Origin of the sequence: Streptomyces sp. NPDC005898 (assembly GCF_040629635.1) — a bacterium.
Classification (GTDB): Bacteria; Actinomycetota; Actinomycetes; order Streptomycetales; family Streptomycetaceae; genus Streptomyces.
On record NZ_JBEXWC010000003.1, the window covers coordinates 152715 to 170305 of the forward strand.

Consider the following 17591-nt stretch of genomic DNA (forward strand, 5'->3'; position numbering starts at 1 on the left):
GGGCTCACGCTCCCTTGCGCATGCCGCGCAGCTGGACGACGTAGGCGACGACCATGGTGATCAGGCCCATGACGATGGCGACCGTCGCGGAGTAGTTGTGCTGCCGGCCGGAGAAGGACAGCGAGTACGTGTAGTAGTTCGGGGTGTAGTCGGTGGTGATGGCGTTGGGCGCCAGCTTCTGGAGGATCGCGGGTTCGTTGAAGAGCTGGAAGCTGCCGATGACCGAGAAGATGGTCGCGATGACGAGGGCGCCCCGGATGGCGGGGAGTTTGATCGCCGCGATGACGCGCCACTGGCCGGCGCCGTCGATCTGCGCGGCCTCGTAGAGGGAGTGCGGGACCACGCGGAGCGCCGCGTAGAAGATCAGCATGTTGTAGCCGACGAACTCCCAGGTGACGATGTTGCCGATCGAGGCGAGCACCAGGTCCGGGGAGAGGGGGTCGGGCAGCGACACGCCGAGGGCGTCGTTGATGTCGCCGACGAGCCCGAAGCGGGTGCCGTACAGGAAGCCCCACATCAGCGAGGCCACCACGGCGGGCACCGCGTACGGCAGGAAGACCGCGATCCGGAAGAAGTCCTTGCCGTAGAGGCGGCCGCTGTCCACGGCGAGGGCCACGAGCAGGGCGATGCCGAGCATGATCGGCACCTGGACCGCGAGGAACAGCGAGACGCGGCCGAGAGACGCCCAGAACTGCTCGTCCTCGAGCGCCTGCTCGTAGTTGTCGAACCCCACGAACGTGGTGCCGCCGATGAGTTGCTCACGGAACAGGCTGAGGTGGACGGAGTACGCGAGGGGCGCGAGGAAGACGAGGGCGAAGACCGTCACGAACGGGCCGATGAACCCCCACCCCGCCCAGGAGCGGCCGGCGCGGCGGGGCCGCCGCGAGGGAGGCCGGATGGATCTCCGCCCTGGGGCCGTCGTCGGGTGCAGCGTCGTCATGTCACGTTCCTCGCTCGTCCCGCGCGGAACCGGCGCCTGCCGCTCCGTGCCGCGATGTTTGCGTAAACATAGGCCGGGTGTTTACGCAAACATCGCGCTCCGCCGCGCAGGGCGCGGTGTTATGTTTACGTAAACATTCGGTGGCGGCATGTCTACACTGCCCCGATGACGGGGGTCAAGGGTCGTTCGGCGGACCGACGGCTCACCTGGTGAGGGAGAGCGTGGAAGCAGGGGACGGCGTGGCAGCGAAGAACGGCGTGGGGATGAGGGGCAGTGCCCCGGCGAGGGAGGCGGGCAGCGGCCCGTCGGAGCGGGTAGCAGGGGCGCGGGCAGGCCGTCGGCCCCGGGCCGGGGGGCAGCCGCAGCGTGCCTCCATGGCGGACGTCGCCCGCCTCGCCGGCGTGTCCTCCCAGACGGTGTCCCGGGTCTCCAACGGCTACGCCGGCGTGACGGAGGAGACCCGCCTGGAGGTGCTCGCCGCCATGAAGGAGCTGGGCTACCGGCCCAACAGCGCCGCCCGCGCCCTCAAACGCGGTGAGTTCCGCACCATCGGCGTCATCACCTTCACCCTCTCCACCACGGGCAACGTCCGCACGCTGGAGGCGATCGCCACGTCCGCGGCCCAGGAGGGGTACGCCGTCACGCTGCTGCCGGTCGCCGTGCCCACGCAGGACGAGGTGCGCGGCGCCTTCTCCCGGCTCGGCGAACTGGCCGTCGACGCGGTGATCGTCATCATGGAGGTGCATCTGCTGGACGCGGCGACGCTCTCCCTGCCGCCCCACGTCCAGGTCGTCGTGGCGGACTCGGACGCGGGCGACCGCTACACCGTGGTCGACACCGACCAGACCGGCGGCACCCGGGCCGCCGTACGGCACTTGCTCGACCTCGGCCATCGCACGGTGTGGCATCTGGCGGGGCCCGCGGAGTCGTTCGCCGCCCAGCGCCGCGCCGACGCCTGGCGCGCGACGCTCGTCGAGGAGGGGCGCTTCGTGCCGCCGCCGGTGCGGGGCGACTGGTCGGCGGAGTCGGGCTACCGGGCCGGTCTCGAACTCGCCCCGCGGGACGACTGCACGGCGGTGTTCGCCGCCAACGACCAGATGGCGCTCGGTCTATTGCGGGCCCTGCACGAGCGGGGTCGTGAAGTACCGCGGGACGTCAGCGTGATCGGCTTCGACGACATCCCCGAGTCGGGTTCCTTCCTGCCCCCGCTGACGACGGTGCACCAGGACTTCGCGGAGGTCGGGCGGCGCTGTGTCGAGGGGGTGCTGCGGCAGGTCCGGCAGGGCGCCGCCGAGCGCGGTACGACGCTGGTGCCGACGCGGCTCGTCCTGCGCGACAGCACGGCGCCGCCGCCGTCGCGGTAGCGCCCGGAGCGGGGCCGTGGGCCCGACGGCTCCACGGGCACCGGGCCGAACCCTCAGCCCCGTACCGCTCGCAGGTACGCCTCGATCGCCGGGCGCGGCTCGCGGCCGAGCAGGGTCCGCAGGTCGTTGCGGGCGACCGACGTACCGTCCAGGAAGCCGCCCGCGATCGCCGAGTAGGTGCTCATGAGCATCGGCACCTGGAAGGGCAGGGCCTGGCCCGCCTCGATGAGGGAGGCGCGGGTCGCGGCGAGGGAGCCCGGTTCGTACGAGCCGCCGAGCGCGGCCGCGAGGTCGGCGCCGCCCAGGGCCTCTTCGCCGACCAGCTCATAGGTGCGGCCCGCGTGCGCGGCCGGCGCCGTCGCCACCCGGACGGCCACCTCCGCGAGGTCCTCGCGGGCCACGGCGGTGAGGCGGCCGGCGCCCAGCGGCGCGGCGATCGTGCCGTCGGGGCCCGGCGCGGCGATGGCGGCGAGGAACTCCGCGTACAGGCCGTTGCGCAGCACGGTCCACGCCGACGAGGAGGCGCGGAGCCTGCGTTCGGTCCACCGGTGGGCCGGCGCGTAGGTGAGGTGGTCGCCGTCGCCGCTGAGGCTGGTGTAGACGAGGTGGCGCACGCCCGCCTTCTCCGCGGCGGATATCGCGGCGTCGTGGCGGGCGGTGACCACGTCGTCCTCGGCGGCGCCCGCGGAGATCAGCAGGAGGGTGTCGACGCCGGTGAAGTCCAGCGAGGCGGCGTCGTCGAAGTCGACGCGGCGCTCGCCGGGCGCCGGGCGGCGCGTGCCGATGACGACGTCGTCGCGGCCGGTGAGGCGGGCGGTGACGAGCTTGCCGAGGGCGCCCGTGGCGCCGGTGATCATGAGCATGGGATGGTTCCCCCGTGGTGAGCGGTTCTCTACGTGACGCCGCCGGTCAGCGGTTTCGGGACCATCATCGGCAGCGGCGACCGCGCCGCGTAAGGAGGCACTTGGATGTCAGCAGGGCACACCGCGGTAACCACCCCCGCGGCCGGGGACCCGGTGATCAGCTGCGAGACGCCGCAGGACGAGTGCGGGGTCAGGGACGTCCTCGACCGGCTCGGCGACAAGTGGTCCGTGTACGTGGTGGTGGAACTCGCCGCGGGTGTCCTGCGGTTCAAGGAGTTGCAGCGCAGGATCCACGGCGGCATCTCGCAGCGCATGCTCACCGTCACGGTGCGCCGCCTGGAGCGGGACGGGCTGGTGAGGCGGACGGTGTATCCGACGATCCCGCCCCAGGTCGAGTACGAGCTGACGGAGATGGGCCACAGCTTCACGCACCTCGTCAAGGCGCTCGCCGACTGGTCGATCGGCCACCGGACCGCCATCGCCGCGGCCCGCGCCTCGTACGACGCCTCACCACAGCAGCAGCGCGAGCGCCGGCAGCAGCCCTGACGAAGGGCCGACAAGCGCCGAGCGGGCCGGCCGGGGCGCCCCGTGAAGGGATGCCCCGGCCGGCCCGCCCGGTGGTTACGGCCGTGTCACCTGCCGACGGACTCGAGCTCCCGTTCGTCCCGCGCGTCGGGCGTCATCGTGTCGCCGAGGGACTTGTGCAGCTTCTCGCCCTCCACGTCCACGTTCGGCAGCGCCTTGTCCAGCCAGCGCGGCAGCCACCACGCGGCCTTGCCGAGCAGCGCGAGCACGGCGGGCACGATCGCCATGCGGACGACGAACGCGTCGAAGAGGACGGCCACGGCCAGTCCGAAGCCCATCATCTTGATCATGTCGTCGTTCTCCATGATGAAGCCGGAGAAGACGCTGATCATGATGATCGCGGCCGCGGCCACGACCCGTCCGCCGTGGGTGAAGCCGGTGACGATCGACTCGCCGGGGCGCGCCCCGTGGACGTACGCCTCGCGCATCCGCGTCACGAGGAACACCTCGTAGTCCATGGCGAGACCGAAGACCACGCCGATCATGAAGATCGGCATCATGCTCATGATCGGGCCCGGCTGGTCGACGCCCACGACGTCCGCGAGCCAGCCCCACTGGAAGACGGCGACGACGGCGCCGAGCGCGGCGGCCACCGAGAGCAGGAAGCCGAGCGCCGCCTTGAGCGGGACGAGGATCGAGCGGAAGACCAGCATCAGGAGCAGGAACGCGAGGCCGACGACCAGGCCCAGGTAGGGCAGCAGCGCGTCATCGAGGGTCTGCGAGAAGTCGATGGTCATCGCGGTCTGGCCGGTGACCAGGATCTCGGAGCCGGTGTCGGCGCCGATGCCCTCGGCGCTGGAGCGGATCGACTTGACCAGTTCCTCGGTCTTGTGGTCGCTCGGTCCGCTCCCGGGGACGACGCTCAGGATGGCGGTGTCGTCGGCCTTGTTGGCCGTGGCAGGCGTCACGGCGACGACGCCGTCGACCTTGGCGAGCTTCTCGCCGACGGTCTTCGCGGCGGCCGCGACCCCGGAGTCCTTGCTGACGGTGACCATCAGCGGGCCGTTGAAGCCGGCGCCGAAGGACTCGGACAGCATGTCGTACGCCTTGCGCTGGGTGGTGTCCGGCGCCGCCGTGCCCTCGTCGGGCAGGCCGAGTTCGAGGCTGGTGGCCGGGATCGCCATCGCGCCGAGGCCGACGACCGCGACGAGCAGGACGGCGAGCGGGCGGCGCAGCACGAAGCGCGCCCAGCGGGTGCCGAGCTTGGGCTTGGCGTTCGGGTCCTGAAGCTCGCTCGTGGACTTCTTGCGGTCCTTGCGGCGCAGCACCTTGCGGCCGGCGAAGCCGAGCAGCGCGGGGATCAGGGTGAGCGCGATGAGGACGGCGACCACCACGGTCCCGGCGGCGGCCAGGCCCATCTTGGTGAGGATCGGGATGTTGACGACCGCGAGGCCGGAGAGGGCGACGACGACGGTGAGTCCGGCGAACACCACGGCGGAACCGGCGGTTCCGGTGGCGCGGCCCGCCGCGTCCTCCGGGGTGCGGCCCTCGGCTATCTCGGCCCGGAAGCGGGAGACGATGAACAGGGCGTAGTCGATGCCGACGGCGAGGCCGATCATCGTCGCCAGGGTGGAGGTCGTGGCGGACAGGTCGAGGGTGCTGCCCAGCGCCCCGATGGCGCTGACGCCGATCATGACGCCGATGATGGCGGTGAGCAGCGGCATGCCCGCCGCGACCAGCGAGCCGAAGGTGAGGATCAGGACGACGGCGGAGATGGCGATGCCGATGAGTTCGGCGCTGCCGCCCATGTCCTGCTCGGCCATGACGGCGTCGCCGCCGGCCTCGACGGTCAGACCCGCGTGCCGGGTCGTGTCGGTGGCCTTGGTCAGGGCGTCCCGCGACTTGTCGGTCAGTTCGGTGGCGGCCACCTTGTACGTCACGGAGGTGTAGGCGGTGGTGCCGTCTTTGCTGACGGTCTTCGCCTTGTACGGGTCGTCGACGCCGGCTACCTGCGAGCCCTCGCCGATCGCCGCGACCATCTTCTTGACCTCGGCCTTGGAGTCGGCCGAGGTGATCTTCTCGCCCTTGGGGGCCCGTATGACGACGCGTGCGCTGGCGCCGTCGGCGCTGGCGTCCGGGAAGCGCTTCTCCAGGAGGTCGAAGGCCTTCTGCGACTCCGTTCCCGGCATGGAGAAGGAGTCCTCGGGCGGGGCCGGGGCGGTCGAGGCAGCGACGCCCGCACCGACGAGGAGCGCCACCCAGAGCAGCGCCACGTAACGGCGTCGCCGGAAGGCGAGGCGGCCTAGTTTGTACAGGAACGTAGCCACGGCGAAAGGGACCCCCGTCGGGTTGGAGCTGGCAGGAGCCGGCCCTCCGTCGGTGCGGTCGGCGCACGTCGGGCGGGTCGGCGGGATTGCTCTCCATACTCGCCGCCGACGGCGGCGCGGGAGTCCGACTGCGAGCCCGACTATCGGCCCACGGGCGGTGTACTGCGTGCGGTGGAGTCTCATCCCCTGGGAGGAGAGGCGCGGTCCCGGTCTAGTTCACAGGGTGCAGTCACGTGTCAATACTCTCGTCGGCCATTGGCGCGGAACGATCGGTTCCTCCTGCCTGTGGTCCCTCGCTGTCTGTGGTCCCTCACTGTCTGTGGTCCCTCACTGCCTGTGGTCCATCGGTGATCCACCTCCTGGGGTCTCGCATGGTGCGCGTCCGGGAATTGACGCGCGGGACGGTAGGGCGGAGGTCCTAGGTCCGATGGCCGGTGCGGCAACGCCGGGGGGCCGTGGTCCGGGCGCGGCCGCCCCGGCCACACTGGGGCGCATGGACACCGAACAGACCGATGCCTACCTGCGGCGGATCGGCGCCGCCCGCCCGGCCGCCCCCACCGCCCGGGCCCTCGGCGAGCTGCACCTCGCGCATCTGCGCAGCGTCCCCTTCGAGAACCTCTCGGTCCACCTCGGCGAGGAGATCGAACTGACCGCCGAGGCCCTGGTGGCGAAGGTCGTGCGGGAGCGCCGCGGCGGCTTCTGCTACGAACTCAACGGCGCCTTCGGGGCCCTTCTGACGGCCCTCGGCTTCGACGTGACACCGCTGCAGGCCCGGGTGTACGACGAGAAGGGCCGGCTCGGCATCCCCTTCGACCATCTGGCGCTCCTGGTGCGTACGCAGGATGGCGGCCAGTGGCTCGCGGACATCGGGTTCGGCGCCCAGAGCCATCTGCCGCTGGCGTACGGCGAGCGGGGCGAGCAGACGGACCCCGGCGGCACGTTCCGTCTCGTGGAGAGCGCGGAGGGTGACCTGGACGTCCTCAAGGACGGAAAACCGCAGTACCTGCTGGACCCGCGCCCGCGCACCCTGGCGGACTTCACGGGCGGCGCCTGGTATCACCGCACCTCCCCCGCCTCCCACTTCACCCGTTCCCTGGTCTGCTCGATCATCGACGGGGACAGCCGGATCACGCTCAGCGGCCGCACCCTGACCACCACCCGCGACGGCGAACGGACGGTCACCGAGCTGGCCTCGGAGGCGGAGGTCCTCGCGGCCTACGAGCGGTACTTCGGCATCCGTCTGGAGCGGGAGCCGCGCGTGCGCACATCCCGGTGACCGAGTGGCGATGAGTTCCGGGCGCTGCGACGGTCCCCATAGAGACAGTTCGCCCGGCAGGTGCGGGCGGGACCGGCGCGTACGCGACAGGAGAGTGCCATGCCCAGGATCACCCCCAACCTCTGGTTCGACACGCAGGGCGAGGAGGCCGCGAACTTCTACGTCTCGGTCTTCCCGAACTCCGCGATCAAGAACATCTCGTACTACGGAGAAGGCGCCCCGCGCCCGGCGGGCACCGTCCTGACGGTGGACTTCGAGCTGGACGGCAAGCCGTTCACGGCCCTCAACGGCGGCCCGGAGTTCACCTTCAGCGAGGCCGTCTCCCTCTCCGTCGACTGCGCCGACCAGGAGGAGGTCGACCACTACTGGGCGAAGCTGTCCGAGGGCGGCGAGGAGGGTCCCTGCGGCTGGCTCAAGGACAAGTACGGCCTGTCCTGGCAGGTCGTGCCCACCATCCTCACCGAACTGGTCACCGGCCCGGACCCGGAGCGCGCCCAGCGCGCCATGCAGGCCATGTTCGGCATGAAGAAGCTCGACGTGGCGGCGCTCCGGGCGGCGGCCGACGGCTGAGACGCGGGGGTGTGAGGCGGGAGGGGCCAGGCGTGAGGCGCCAGGCGTGAGGTGCGAGGCGTGAGGCGTGAGGCCGGATTGGCGCACGATCGCGGTGGGTGATTGGCCCGCTCACGGCCGTCGCCCCCGGCCTACCTTCGACGCGTCACACCAGGGCCGGCCCGTCGGGCCGCCGACTCGGGGAGCGTCGTGTCGATCCGTGTTCTTCCGCCGCCGGGGGCGCCGCGCGCCCTCGCGGCCGCGCAGCTGAGCAATTCCGTCGGCGACGGCGCGTACTACGTGTCGTCGGCGCTCTACTTCACCCGGGTCGTCGGCCTCTCCCCCACCCAGATCGGCCTCGGCCTGACGGTCGCGTGGGCGATCGGGTCGGTGGCCGGGGTGCCGCTGGGGGCGCTCGCCGACCGGCGGGGGCCGCGCGGGACGTCGGTGCTGCTCGCCCTGGCCACGGCGGCGGCGGTGGGGGCCTTCCTGTTCGTCCGCTCCTTCCCGCTGTTCGTCGTGGCGGCGGTGGTGTACGCGGTCGCGCAGTGCGGTCTGGCGGCGGCCCGGCAGGCGCTGCTCGCCGGGCTCGTACCGCCTCCGGAGCGCACGGCGGTGCTGGCCCACCTCCAGTCGACGCTGAACGCCGGTCTCGCCCTCGGGGCGGCCATCGGCGGGCTGGCCCTGCGCCATGACACCGCCGAGGCCTACCGCGCGGTCCTCGCACTCGACGCGGCGGGTTTCCTGCTCTGCGGGGCCGTGCTGCTGCGGCTCCCCCCGCTGCCGCGGACCCCGGCCGCGGCCGTGGGCGGGCCGAGGCTCGCCGTGCTGCGCGATCGGCCCTACGCGGTGGTGGCGCTCCTCAACGCGGTGCTGCTGCTGCGGATGCCGCTGCTCAGCCTCGCGATCCCGCTGTGGACGGTGGAGCGCACCGCCGCCCCGGGGTGGCTGGTCTCGGCGCTGTTCGTCCTCAACACCCTCGCGGTGATGGCCTTCCAGGTGCGCATGGCCCGGGGCGTGAGCGGTCCGGCGACGGCCGTCCGCGCGGTGCGGCGCTCCGGGCTCGTCATGTTCGCCTCGTGCGCGGTCTTCGCGGCGTCGGCGGCGGTGTTCTCGCCGTGGGCGGCGGCCGCCGTCCTGGTCGTCGGCGCGGTGCTCCAGGTGATCGCCGAGATGCAGCAGTCGGCCGGGGCGTGGCAGATCGGCTTCGCGCTGGCGCCCGCGCGGCACGTGGGTCAGTACCAGGGCTTCTTCGGCACGGGCGTCCCGGTCGCCCGCACCGCGGGACCGCTCCTGCTGACGTGGCTCCTGGTGACGTGGGGCGTGCCGGGGTGGCTGGTGCTCGGCGCGGTCTTCCTCGCGGCGTCCCTGCTGATGGGGCCCGCGGTGCGGTGGGCCCGGCGGGCGGGGGCGGCCGCGCGGGAGCCGGGCCACACGGCACCGGCCGAGGGGCCTGCCGTCGCGGTCGGCTGAGGGGACCGTACGGGAGGGGCGGGGGCCTACGGGAGACGGGCCCCTCGCCGGGTGCCTCTCGCCAGGTGCCCCGGCGCGGGGGCCCGGAGGAATGCGCCGGAACGGCCGGCTCCGGGGCGTGGGACCCTGGGAGGTGAGCATCGGCTCCAGGGCGGTCGGACAGGCGCCTCGGGACCGGCGCGGCGGGCGGTGCCGTGGCCGGTAGCCGCCACGGGGCCTGGCGAGGTCGGCGCGTGTCGGGTAGAGCTGCACATCGGCCCCGACCGACCCCTCACTCCCGGAGGTGCCCCATGGCCACAGACCGGCCGAGGAAAAGGACCGCATCGGGCAAGACCCGGTTCGACGACCTCTACGACCAGCCGGACCCGCGCGCCTACTTCCGCACCCTGGCGCCGTACGAGTACGAGATCCCGCACCACGCCCAGGCGGTCTTCCGCCGCACCCGCGACCTGCGCGCCCAGGTGCCCGGCAGCGGCGGCCCCGTCACGGTCCTCGACGTGTGCTGCTCCTACGGCATCAACGCGGCGCTGCTCAACCACGACCTCACCCTCGCCGACCTGTACGCCCACTACACCTCCGCGCGGACCGCGGCACTCACCCCGCACGAACTCGTCCAGTACGACAAGGAGTTCTACGCCTCGCGGCGGCGCGCGGACGCCACGCCGGTCATCGGGCTCGACGTCGCGGCGAACGCCACCCGCTACGCGCTGGAGGTGGGGCTCCTCGACGAGGCGTACGCCGAGGACCTGGAACAGCGTCCGCCCAGTGCCGAGTTGTGCCGCGCGGTCGCCCGCGTCGGGCTGATCACCGTCACGGGCGGTATCAGCTACCTCTCCCACCGCACGTTCGACGCGCTGCTCGGCTGTGCGCGCACCCAGGTGTGGGTGAGCGCGTTCGTGCTGCGGAGCGTGCCCTACGGGCGTATCGCGGCGACGCTGGCGGCGCACGGCCTGCGCACCGAGACGGACAGGTCGCGCACCTACCCGCAGCGGCTCTTCACCGGTCCCGAGGAGCGGCGGGACACCGTACGGCAGGTGATCATGGCCGGTGAGGATCCGACCGGGCGCGAGTCCGAGGGGCGCTATCACACGCGCCTGCACGAGTCCCGGCCCCACCCGGACCGGCCCGGGCCCGCCGCCGATTGACTCGCGTGCCGGCCGAGTCCGGTGCCGGCTGATTCCGGTGCCACCCGGGGCTCGACCGATGGACAAGCGCGGGCATATCGTGAAAACAGTGGCCGACTCGGACGTCAGGGGGGTCGCCATGGTGCAGGAGCTGCTGACAGCAGGCGCGGCGGTCGCCTCGGGCTGCCTGGTGTACGGGATGGCCGCGGCCCGGGTGATCAAGCAGTACGAGCGTGGCGTGGTCTTCCGTCTCGGCCGGCTCTCCGGACATGTGCGGGAGCCCGGCTTCACGCTGGTCGTCCCGTTCGTCGACCGGCTGCGCAAGGTGAACATGCAGATCGTGACGCTGCCGGTGCCCGCGCAGGACGGCATCACCCGGGACAACGTCACGGTGCGGGTGGACGCCGTCATCTACTTCAAGGTGGTGGACGCCGCCGAGGCGGTCGTGCGGGTGGAGGACTACCGCTTCGCGGTCTCGCAGATGGCGCAGACGTCGCTGCGCTCCATCATCGGCAAGAGCGACCTCGACGACCTGCTCTCCAATCGCGAAAAGCTCAATCAGGGCCTGGAGTTGATGATCGACAGCCCGGCCATCGGCTGGGGCGTGCAGATCGACCGCGTCGAGATCAAGGACGTGTCGCTGCCCGAGACGATGAAGCGCTCGATGGCCCGCCAGGCCGAGGCCGACCGCGAGCGCCGGGCCCGCGTCATCAACGCCGACGCCGAACTCCAGGCCTCCAAGAAGCTCGCCGAGGCCGCGAAGGAGATGTCCACACAGCCCGCGGCGCTCCAACTCCGGCTGCTCCAGACCGTGGTGGCCGTCGCCGCCGAAAAGAACTCCACCCTCGTCCTGCCGTTCCCGGTGGAGCTGCTCCGCTTCCTGGAACGGGCCCAGCAGCCTCCGGCGACCGCACCCGAGGCGTCAGAGCGCCAGCGTGTAACGGGTCCCGGGGCGGCCGTCGAGCCGGATGTCGCCGGCGGGGAGGAACCCCACGCGGTGTAGCACGGCCCGTGAGCCCGGATTGTCGAAGGTCGTGGCGGCACGCAGCCCGGTGAGGCCGTACGCGGTGCCGGCGAGGTCGCAGACCTGCCGAACGGCACGGGTGGCCAAGCCCCGGCCGGTGGCCCGTTCCGCGATGCGGTAGCCGAGTTCGGCGCTGCCGTCGGTCACATCCACGAGGTTGACCCGCCCGAGCACGTCGCCCGCGTCGTCGACCAGGACGTGGAAGTAGCAGACGCCCTCGGCCTGTTCGGCCAGCAAGGCGCCGTGTCGCGCCGCGAAGTCCCGGAAGTAGGCGTCGCCCCGGTCGGGCACCGACGCGGCGAAGAAGGCGCGGTTGGCCTTCTCGAAGGCGAGCAGGGCCGGTGCGTGCCCGGGGCCGAGGAGCTGGAGTTGGGGAGCGTTCGAGGAAGCGGACATGGGCGCACCCTATGCAAGATCGACGGAAGGGGTCGGGGATTTACGCCCCCCGGGAACCTCTCCCGCCGCCATGCTGTTGACTCATGCGTCGGTCCGAACGCGCCCGCGGGTCGGCCGGACCGGCGACCGAACTGGCCGCCGGGCCGGTCGATCCCCGCGCTACCTCGCGTTCCGGACCGTTCCGGTGATCACCGGTCCGCCGTCCTGCGGTTCCCCGTACTGGTCGTACACGAACAGCTGGGCCTTCAGGTGTTCGTCCGGCTCGCGCACCGTGTCCTTGATGGTGGGCACGCTCACCTCGACGCTCTTCTTGCCGGCGGGCAGGATGAGGAAGAGGGATTCGCCGTCCTTCCACATCTTGGAGAGCGCGCGCCCCGGGCGGGGTTTCTGGCCCGCCTCCTCCATGAGCCAGCGCGGATCCACGTCGAGCGTGGAGAGTTCGGCGCCCCGGTCGACGGGCCGGAACGCGAGTCCCGCCATGAGGTCCACGTCGATGGGCTCCGCGAGCGTCATGCGCCACTTCAGCCGCTTGCCCTCGGTGACGCGGTCGGCGACGGGCTCAAGGGTCAGCTCGGGCATCGGGTCGTCGTTGCGTGCCGTCACGCCGCCGTGGTGGGACCCGATCACGGCGCCGCGCACCGCCTTGGCGAACGCGTCGTGCGGGACGTCGTAGCCGTAGCGGGTGTCGCCCCGCACCTCGATCGGCACGTCGATGTCCGGGCCGCCCGGGCGTACCGGCACCGTGCGGTGGCCGACCTCCTCCGAGCCGGGCTTGGGCGCGAAGAGGCGGACCTTGCCGGTGCCCGAGCCGGTGACGCGGACCGGTACGTGGTGCGTGCGCACCCCGGAATCGCCCTCGTCGACGGTCAGCCGGCCGATGTCGACCCGGGCCAGCGCGGACTGCTTCACCGCGGGCGTCCCGGCCCGCCAGCCCCAGGCGTCCACCAGCCACGCCTTCCCGGAGCGGGTGCGCGGGGTGAGTTCGAGGGTCTTCACCCGCTTGAGGTCGAGCTTCGTCCGGACCTCGGCGGTCAGGGGCACGCGGACCTCGCGGCCCCAGTAGGAGGTGGTCCGACCGGTGCCCGGCAGCCCGTCGACGCGGACCCGGCCGAGCCCGGCGCGGTGCCCGGCGGCGTCCACGAGCGTGACGTCCAGCTTGGTGCCGGTGGTGTTGGGCGGCACGATCACGCGCAGCGCGAGGTTCTTGGCGCCCGCCAGCGACACCGGGCGGGCGGGGCTCACCCGTACCGGGGCGCCGGCCCGCGTCCAGCGCATCGCCACGGCGTCCCGGCCGGGCTCCGGTGAGACCTCCCAGCCCGCGAAGTGCGGTGAGCCGCCCGCCATGTCGGGCGGCAGGCAGGAGCGGGCGGCGTCCGGATGCACCTGGGCGCACAGCCGGCCGCCCGTGACGGTGGTCGAGGAGTCGGGCAGGAAGGCCTCCGTGCGGCGCGCGCCGACGGCGTGGCTCAGCACCCGCGCGGGGCCGGCCGAGGGAGCACGCCGGTTCGAGCCGTCGAGGAGGGGCCGCACCCGGTCGTCACCCCCGACGAACAGCCGTGCCGCCGCGGCTATGTACGTGGCGCCCGCGGCCTGCTGCTGCTTGGCGGTCAGGCGGGTCCTGCTGCCCGGCGAGCACACCCGGTCCCGGCCCCCGGTCTGGAAGTCGTCGTCGGCGGGCGCCTTGGCCTGCCCGGGAGTCCATTCGCTGTTGAAGAAGTTGTGGTTGGCGCCGACCATGTAGAGCGAGCTGTGCAGGGCGGTGCCGTTGCTGACGCGGCGCGTCCCGTCGGCGTAGAGCTGGCCCTGGAGGTCGGACACGTCTCCGTCGCAGCCGGGCAGGATCGTCGCGGAGGGCACGTCCGGGACGGGGTTCTGCCCGAAGATGGTGGGGCCTATCAGGACGTTGCCCCGTATCTTCCAGCGCACGGGGCCGTGGTAGCCGTCCTGGTCGGCGGGCGGGGCGTAAAGGCTGTCCAGCGCGGCCCGGTTGACGCCCTCGCCGCCGCGGGAGTGGCCCACCAGGAGCACCCGGTCCAGGTCCGCGGGCGCGGTGTCGCGGACCGCCGCCGGGGCGCCGTCCCGCTTCTCGGCCCAGTCCGCCCAGCGGGCCAGGTGCAGGCGCACCAGCGAGGAGCGGGCCTGCGCGCCGGCGTCCTCGGCGAGGTGGTCCTGGCCGTTGATGCCGTTGGCGGCGATGGACACCGTGACATAGCCCTGGGAGGCCAGGAGCTGCTGGGCCTTCCGGTACCCGGACTGGCTCGGCACCGGCTTGGCGCCGCCCTTGCAGGGCCAGGAACCGTCCGCTCCGTCGCCGCCGCCGTAACAGGTGGCGTGCCGGCCGTGCAGGAACAGCGCCAGTGGCCGCTTCCCCGGGGCGTCGGCGGGGCCCACCACGTCGGCCTTCATCTCCACCGGCTGCGCGTAGCCGGGCAGCCGCACGGAGTCCAGGGTGTAGGAGCCGCTGACGGTGCGGTAGCGGCCCGGCGTGCCGGGGTCGACCTCGTTCGCGGGCGCCGGGGCCGGCAGCGAGGCGGAGCGCGGGGCGTTCGGCTCCCGGCCGGCTCCCGCCTCGTCCAGGCGGCGGCCGCCGGCGACGACGCGCAGCTTCTTCGCCGCTCCGACGCGCGCACCGCCGAGCGGCAACCGGAACGAGCGGCCGTCGCGGGCCGCTTCGGGCCGCCCGAGGAGCTTGTCCCCCGAGTAGAACTCGACGCGGGCGTCCCCCATGGGCACCGGCTCGGGCGCGGCCCAGACCAGTTGCCTGCCGTTGCCCTCGCCCACCACCCGCCAGCCGTGGGGAAGGTTGTCGTCGCTGCCCGGCGGGGTGGGCGACGCGGGGGGCCGGGCGTCGGCCGACGGCAGCGCCCGCGCCGCCCCCGGGGACGCCGCCGCGAGTGCGAGCATCGCGAGCGCCGTGGTCGCCACTCTTGAGACGCGTCTCAAAGTGGTCCTCCTCTGGATCACTGTCCTCAGAGCACAGAAACGAACTCATGTGCCCCTCTTGCTTCTTCGAGGACGGGAACCGGAGGCTTCGCGTTGCCTTGGCGCGCGTACGGACCACAGGAGACCGGCGGGGCCGGATCCTGCTGTACGCGGCGGCGGACTCCCCTGCCAGGATGCGGTCATGCACATCTACGAAGAGCGGCTGAGTGTTCCCCGCTCCTGGTGGGCCCTGGTCGTCCTGGGCGGAGCCGGACTGGGGCTCGGGGCGATTCCCTTCGGACCGATCGTCGCGGTGACCGTGGCGACACTGGGCATCGCGGTGGCCTCCGCGATCGTGCACGCGCACGGCAGGGCGCGCATCCTGGTGACGCCGGGCTCCCTGGTCGTCGGTGAGCGGACCGTGCCCATCGAGGCGCTGGGCATGACGGAGATCCTGGACGAGCGGGAAGCCTTCGAATGGCGCACGGTCAAGGCGAACCCGTACGCGCTGCTGCTCCTTCGCTCCTACATCCCGACCGCCCTGCGCATCGAGCTGAGGAACGCCTACGGCGGCGCGCCCTACATCTACGTCTCGACGCGCCGGCCCATGAACCTCGCGGCGGTGCTCGCCTTCTCCCGAAGCTGACCGAACTGGCCGGAACCGACCGGAACGGACCGGAACCGGCCTGGGTCCAGCAGCTCACCGCTGGAGAGCGCGGACGTCGACATGCCCGTGCCCACCTTTTCTCGCTGGACCGATGGTCGGGGCGGGCGGGAAGGTGATCACGTGCAGAATCGAGAGACTGACTCCGTGGCCGGTTCCCGCTCCTCCCTCCTCTGGTACGCGCGTCCCGCCGCACGGGCGTGGACCTGCCCCCCTGCGCGGGCGGATGCCGGCGCCTTCCACCGCTCGCTGCCCGGTTACGCACCGACCGCGCTGCATGATCTCCCCTCCCTGGCCGTCGAGTTGGGCGTAGGACGGGTCTTCGTCAAGGACGAGTCGACGCGGCTCGGCCTGCCCGCGTTCAAGGCGCTCGGCGCCTCTTGGGCGATCCACCAAGTGCTGGCGCGGGCGGAGGACGGGCCGGCGGCGTCCGGTGCGCGGCCGTGTCTGGTCACGGCCACCGACGGCAATCACGGCCGGGCGGTGGCCAGAACCGCCCGCCAACTGGGGTGCCGGGCCCGGGTGTTCGTCCCGGACGGCGTACATCCGGCGGCCGTGGCCGCCATCGAGGGCGAGGGCGCCGAGGTCACCGTCGTGACCGGCCCCTACGACGCGGCGGTGGAACGGGCGGCGCGCGCCGCCGAGGCGCCGGACACGGTGCTCGTCCAGGACATGGCGTGGGACGGCTACGAGGAGATCCCGACACTGATCGTCGAGGGGTACGCGACGCTGTTCGCCGAGATCGACGCCCAACTGGCAGCGGCGGGCGGCGGGGCGCCCTCCCTCGTCGCCGTCCCGGTGGGGGTGGGATCGCTCGCCCAGGCCGCCGTGACGCACTATCGCGGCCGACGCCCCCTACCCGGGACCTCCCCCGCCCTCCTGTCGGTGGAGCCGCAGACGGCCGCCTGCGTGCTGGCGAGCCTGCGCGAGGGGCGGCTCACCGGCGTGACGACCGGCGCGACGGCGATGGCCGGCCTCAACTGCGGCACGCCCTCGGCGCTCGCCTGGCCCGTGCTGCGCGACGGTCTCGACGCGGCGGTCGCCGTCACCGACGCCGACAGCGCGACGGCCGTGCGGGACCTCGCGCGGCTCGGGGTCTCGTCCGGGCCCTGCGGCGCGGCCTCCCTCGCCGGGGTGCGCGCCGCCCTCGGCGGCGAGGGCGGTGCCGCCCGCCGGGCCGCGCTGGGGCTCGGGCCCGCCGGCACCGTCGTACTGATCAGCACCGAGGGCGCGGCCGCCAACCCCGCCGACTGACACGGCACCTGGCTCCTTCCGCGGTCGCCGATCCGGAAGTCCGGGGCCTCGGTCGTGGCCTGATGGGCGGTCACCGATGATCCAGCGGCGATTTCCGGACGATGCGAGTGGTCGAAAAAAGAACCAATTTCACGTTCCCCCAGGTCAAAGGGTAGTTGGCGTTTATACCAGTGACGTTGGTCCATATGCTGGACAGGCGGCACGGCGCCGATCCACCGCCCCTGAGCTGCCCGAACGCCCGTGCGGGAACCGCCCACCGAACGCACACATCCGGAAATCGACCATCCGTATTGGCACTCACTCTGCGCACCGGCAAGACTCCCCACCGCAGTCACCAACCGCAACGAGTGAAGGAGAGATCACCATGCGTCGCACCCTCAGGACGATGGGAGCAGCCGCCGCGGCGGCCACCTGCGTCCTCGCCGCGACATCAGGTACCGCGCAGGCCGGGGCTCCCAAGCCGACGAGCCTCTTCGCGCCCTCGGTCCTGGTGCTCACGGTCGGTCAGGGCGAGGACGCCACCTCCGCGGCGGTCGAACGCGCCGTGACGCTCACCTGTGCACCGCGTCCCACCGGCACCCACCCTTCGCCGGCGGCCGCGTGTGCCGAACTCGCCAAGGCGGAGGGCCAGTTCGGCCTCCTGGTGAACAACACGTCCGATGCTGTCTGCACCAAGGAGTGGCGGCCCGTCACGGTGACCGTCAGCGGGGTCTGGAACGGCAAGCACGTCGGCTGGTCCAGCACCTTCGCCAACCGGTGCATGATGAAGGCCGGACTCGGGGAGGGTGCCGCATTGACCTTCTGACGAGATCCGACCCTGATCCACACTCAGGGGAGTCCCGGTGACCTTTCGTGGGGGAAGGCAGCCGGGATGCGGGGCGGCCCCCGGT

At 72.5% G+C, this 17591-nt stretch carries 15 protein-coding genes; 10 read left to right on the forward strand and 5 right to left on the reverse strand.

Features of this window, described 5'->3' with window-relative positions:
• Positions 1 to 4: 4 nt before the first annotated feature.
• A complete protein-coding gene (locus ABZ385_RS05940) occupies positions 5 to 940 on the reverse strand; it encodes a sugar ABC transporter permease (RefSeq protein WP_358909907.1) in 936 nt (311 codons plus the stop codon).
• Positions 941 to 1314: 374 nt separating this feature from the next.
• On the opposite strand from ABZ385_RS05940, the gene ABZ385_RS05945 reads away from it, so the two are divergent.
• Positions 1315 to 2304: a LacI family DNA-binding transcriptional regulator gene (locus ABZ385_RS05945; RefSeq protein ID WP_358909909.1), complete on the forward strand. Its 990-nt coding sequence runs from the start codon at positions 1315 to 1317 to the stop codon at positions 2302 to 2304.
• Positions 2305 to 2357: 53 nt separating this feature from the next.
• On the opposite strand, the gene ABZ385_RS05950 is transcribed toward ABZ385_RS05945, so the two are convergent.
• Positions 2358 to 3167: an NAD(P)H-binding protein gene (locus ABZ385_RS05950; protein ID WP_358909911.1), complete on the reverse strand. Its 810-nt coding sequence runs from the start codon at positions 3165 to 3167 to the stop codon at positions 2358 to 2360.
• Positions 3168 to 3272: 105 nt separating this feature from the next.
• Here ABZ385_RS05950 and ABZ385_RS05955 point away from each other — a divergent pair, with 105 nt between their 5' ends.
• Positions 3273 to 3713, forward strand: a complete 441-nt coding sequence (locus tag ABZ385_RS05955) for a helix-turn-helix domain-containing protein (RefSeq protein ID WP_358909913.1) — start codon at positions 3273 to 3275, stop codon at positions 3711 to 3713.
• Positions 3714 to 3799: 86 nt separating this feature from the next.
• Here the strand turns inward: ABZ385_RS05955 and ABZ385_RS05960 are convergent, their stop codons facing one another.
• Entirely contained in the window at positions 3800 to 6019 is a 2220-nt protein-coding gene (locus tag ABZ385_RS05960) for an MMPL family transporter (protein ID WP_358699473.1), read from the reverse strand.
• 493 nt (positions 6020 to 6512) lie between these two features.
• Here ABZ385_RS05960 and ABZ385_RS05965 point away from each other — a divergent pair, with 493 nt between their 5' ends.
• The 5 genes from ABZ385_RS05965 to ABZ385_RS05985 all read left to right on the forward strand — a co-directional run bounded on the left by ABZ385_RS05965 (position 6513) and on the right by ABZ385_RS05985 (position 11444).
• Positions 6513 to 7295: an arylamine N-acetyltransferase gene (locus ABZ385_RS05965; RefSeq protein WP_358909915.1), complete on the forward strand. Its 783-nt coding sequence runs from the start codon at positions 6513 to 6515 to the stop codon at positions 7293 to 7295.
• 99 nt (positions 7296 to 7394) lie between these two features.
• Complete coding sequence (locus ABZ385_RS05970; protein ID WP_358699471.1) at positions 7395 to 7865, forward strand: VOC family protein; 471 nt, start codon at positions 7395 to 7397, stop codon at positions 7863 to 7865.
• Between the two features lie 189 nt (positions 7866 to 8054).
• Positions 8055 to 9317 (forward strand): MFS transporter, encoded by a 1263-nt coding sequence (locus ABZ385_RS05975; protein WP_358909917.1) that lies wholly within the window; start codon positions 8055 to 8057, stop codon positions 9315 to 9317.
• A 290-nt stretch (positions 9318 to 9607) separates the two neighbouring features.
• Positions 9608 to 10462, forward strand: coding sequence for a hypothetical protein (locus tag ABZ385_RS05980; protein WP_358584621.1), 855 nt, complete (start codon positions 9608 to 9610; stop codon positions 10460 to 10462).
• Between the two features lie 118 nt (positions 10463 to 10580).
• Positions 10581 to 11444 carry a slipin family protein gene (locus tag ABZ385_RS05985; RefSeq protein ID WP_358910279.1) on the forward strand — a complete coding sequence of 288 codons (864 nt, stop codon included), beginning with the start codon at positions 10581 to 10583 and terminating at the stop codon, positions 11442 to 11444.
• Here ABZ385_RS05985 and ABZ385_RS05990 read toward each other — a convergent pair.
• Positions 11364 to 11861 (reverse strand): GNAT family N-acetyltransferase, encoded by a 498-nt coding sequence (locus ABZ385_RS05990; protein ID WP_358909919.1) that lies wholly within the window; start codon positions 11859 to 11861, stop codon positions 11364 to 11366. The two genes, ABZ385_RS05985 and ABZ385_RS05990, sit on opposite strands and share 81 nt — an antisense overlap.
• A 159-nt stretch (positions 11862 to 12020) precedes the next feature.
• Positions 12021 to 14765 carry a hypothetical protein gene (locus ABZ385_RS05995; protein ID WP_358910280.1) on the reverse strand — a complete coding sequence of 915 codons (2745 nt, stop codon included), beginning with the start codon at positions 14763 to 14765 and terminating at the stop codon, positions 12021 to 12023.
• Between the two features lie 220 nt (positions 14766 to 14985).
• Between ABZ385_RS05995 and ABZ385_RS06000 the strand changes: the two genes are divergently transcribed.
• From ABZ385_RS06000 to ABZ385_RS06010, 3 genes are all read left to right on the forward strand, one after another.
• Positions 14986 to 15429, forward strand: a complete 444-nt coding sequence (locus tag ABZ385_RS06000) for a DUF3093 domain-containing protein (RefSeq protein WP_358584625.1) — start codon at positions 14986 to 14988, stop codon at positions 15427 to 15429.
• A 141-nt stretch (positions 15430 to 15570) separates the two neighbouring features.
• The gene (locus ABZ385_RS06005; RefSeq protein WP_358909921.1) at positions 15571 to 16701 is read left to right on the forward strand and encodes a diaminopropionate ammonia-lyase; all 1131 of its coding nucleotides are present in this window, start codon (positions 15571 to 15573) and stop codon (positions 16699 to 16701) included.
• Between the two features lie 364 nt (positions 16702 to 17065).
• Positions 17066 to 17506, forward strand: a complete 441-nt coding sequence (locus ABZ385_RS06010) for an SSI family serine proteinase inhibitor (protein WP_358587380.1) — start codon at positions 17066 to 17068, stop codon at positions 17504 to 17506.
• Positions 17507 to 17591 lie beyond the last annotated feature (85 nt).

Excerpts from the sequence above, each read along its gene's own strand:
- ABZ385_RS05940 (WP_358909907.1), bottom strand. The coding sequence starts at position 940 with ATGACGACGCTGCACCCGACGACGGCCCCAGGGCGGAGATCCATCCGG.
- ABZ385_RS05945 (WP_358909909.1), top strand. The coding sequence starts at position 1,315 with ATGGCGGACGTCGCCCGCCTCGCCGGCGTGTCCTCCCAGACGGTGTCC.
- ABZ385_RS05950 (WP_358909911.1), bottom strand. The coding sequence starts at position 3,167 with ATGCTCATGATCACCGGCGCCACGGGCGCCCTCGGCAAGCTCGTCACC.
- ABZ385_RS05955 (WP_358909913.1), top strand. The coding sequence starts at position 3,273 with ATGTCAGCAGGGCACACCGCGGTAACCACCCCCGCGGCCGGGGACCCG.
- ABZ385_RS05965 (WP_358909915.1), top strand. The coding sequence starts at position 6,513 with ATGGACACCGAACAGACCGATGCCTACCTGCGGCGGATCGGCGCCGCC.
- ABZ385_RS05970 (WP_358699471.1), top strand. The coding sequence starts at position 7,395 with ATGCCCAGGATCACCCCCAACCTCTGGTTCGACACGCAGGGCGAGGAG.
- ABZ385_RS05980 (WP_358584621.1), top strand. The coding sequence starts at position 9,608 with ATGGCCACAGACCGGCCGAGGAAAAGGACCGCATCGGGCAAGACCCGG.
- ABZ385_RS05985 (WP_358910279.1), top strand. The coding sequence starts at position 10,581 with ATGGTGCAGGAGCTGCTGACAGCAGGCGCGGCGGTCGCCTCGGGCTGC.
- ABZ385_RS05990 (WP_358909919.1), bottom strand. The coding sequence starts at position 11,861 with ATGTCCGCTTCCTCGAACGCTCCCCAACTCCAGCTCCTCGGCCCCGGG.
- ABZ385_RS05995 (WP_358910280.1), bottom strand. The coding sequence starts at position 14,765 with ATGCTCGCACTCGCGGCGGCGTCCCCGGGGGCGGCGCGGGCGCTGCCG.
- ABZ385_RS06000 (WP_358584625.1), top strand. The coding sequence starts at position 14,986 with ATGCACATCTACGAAGAGCGGCTGAGTGTTCCCCGCTCCTGGTGGGCC.
- ABZ385_RS06010 (WP_358587380.1), top strand. The coding sequence starts at position 17,066 with ATGCGTCGCACCCTCAGGACGATGGGAGCAGCCGCCGCGGCGGCCACC.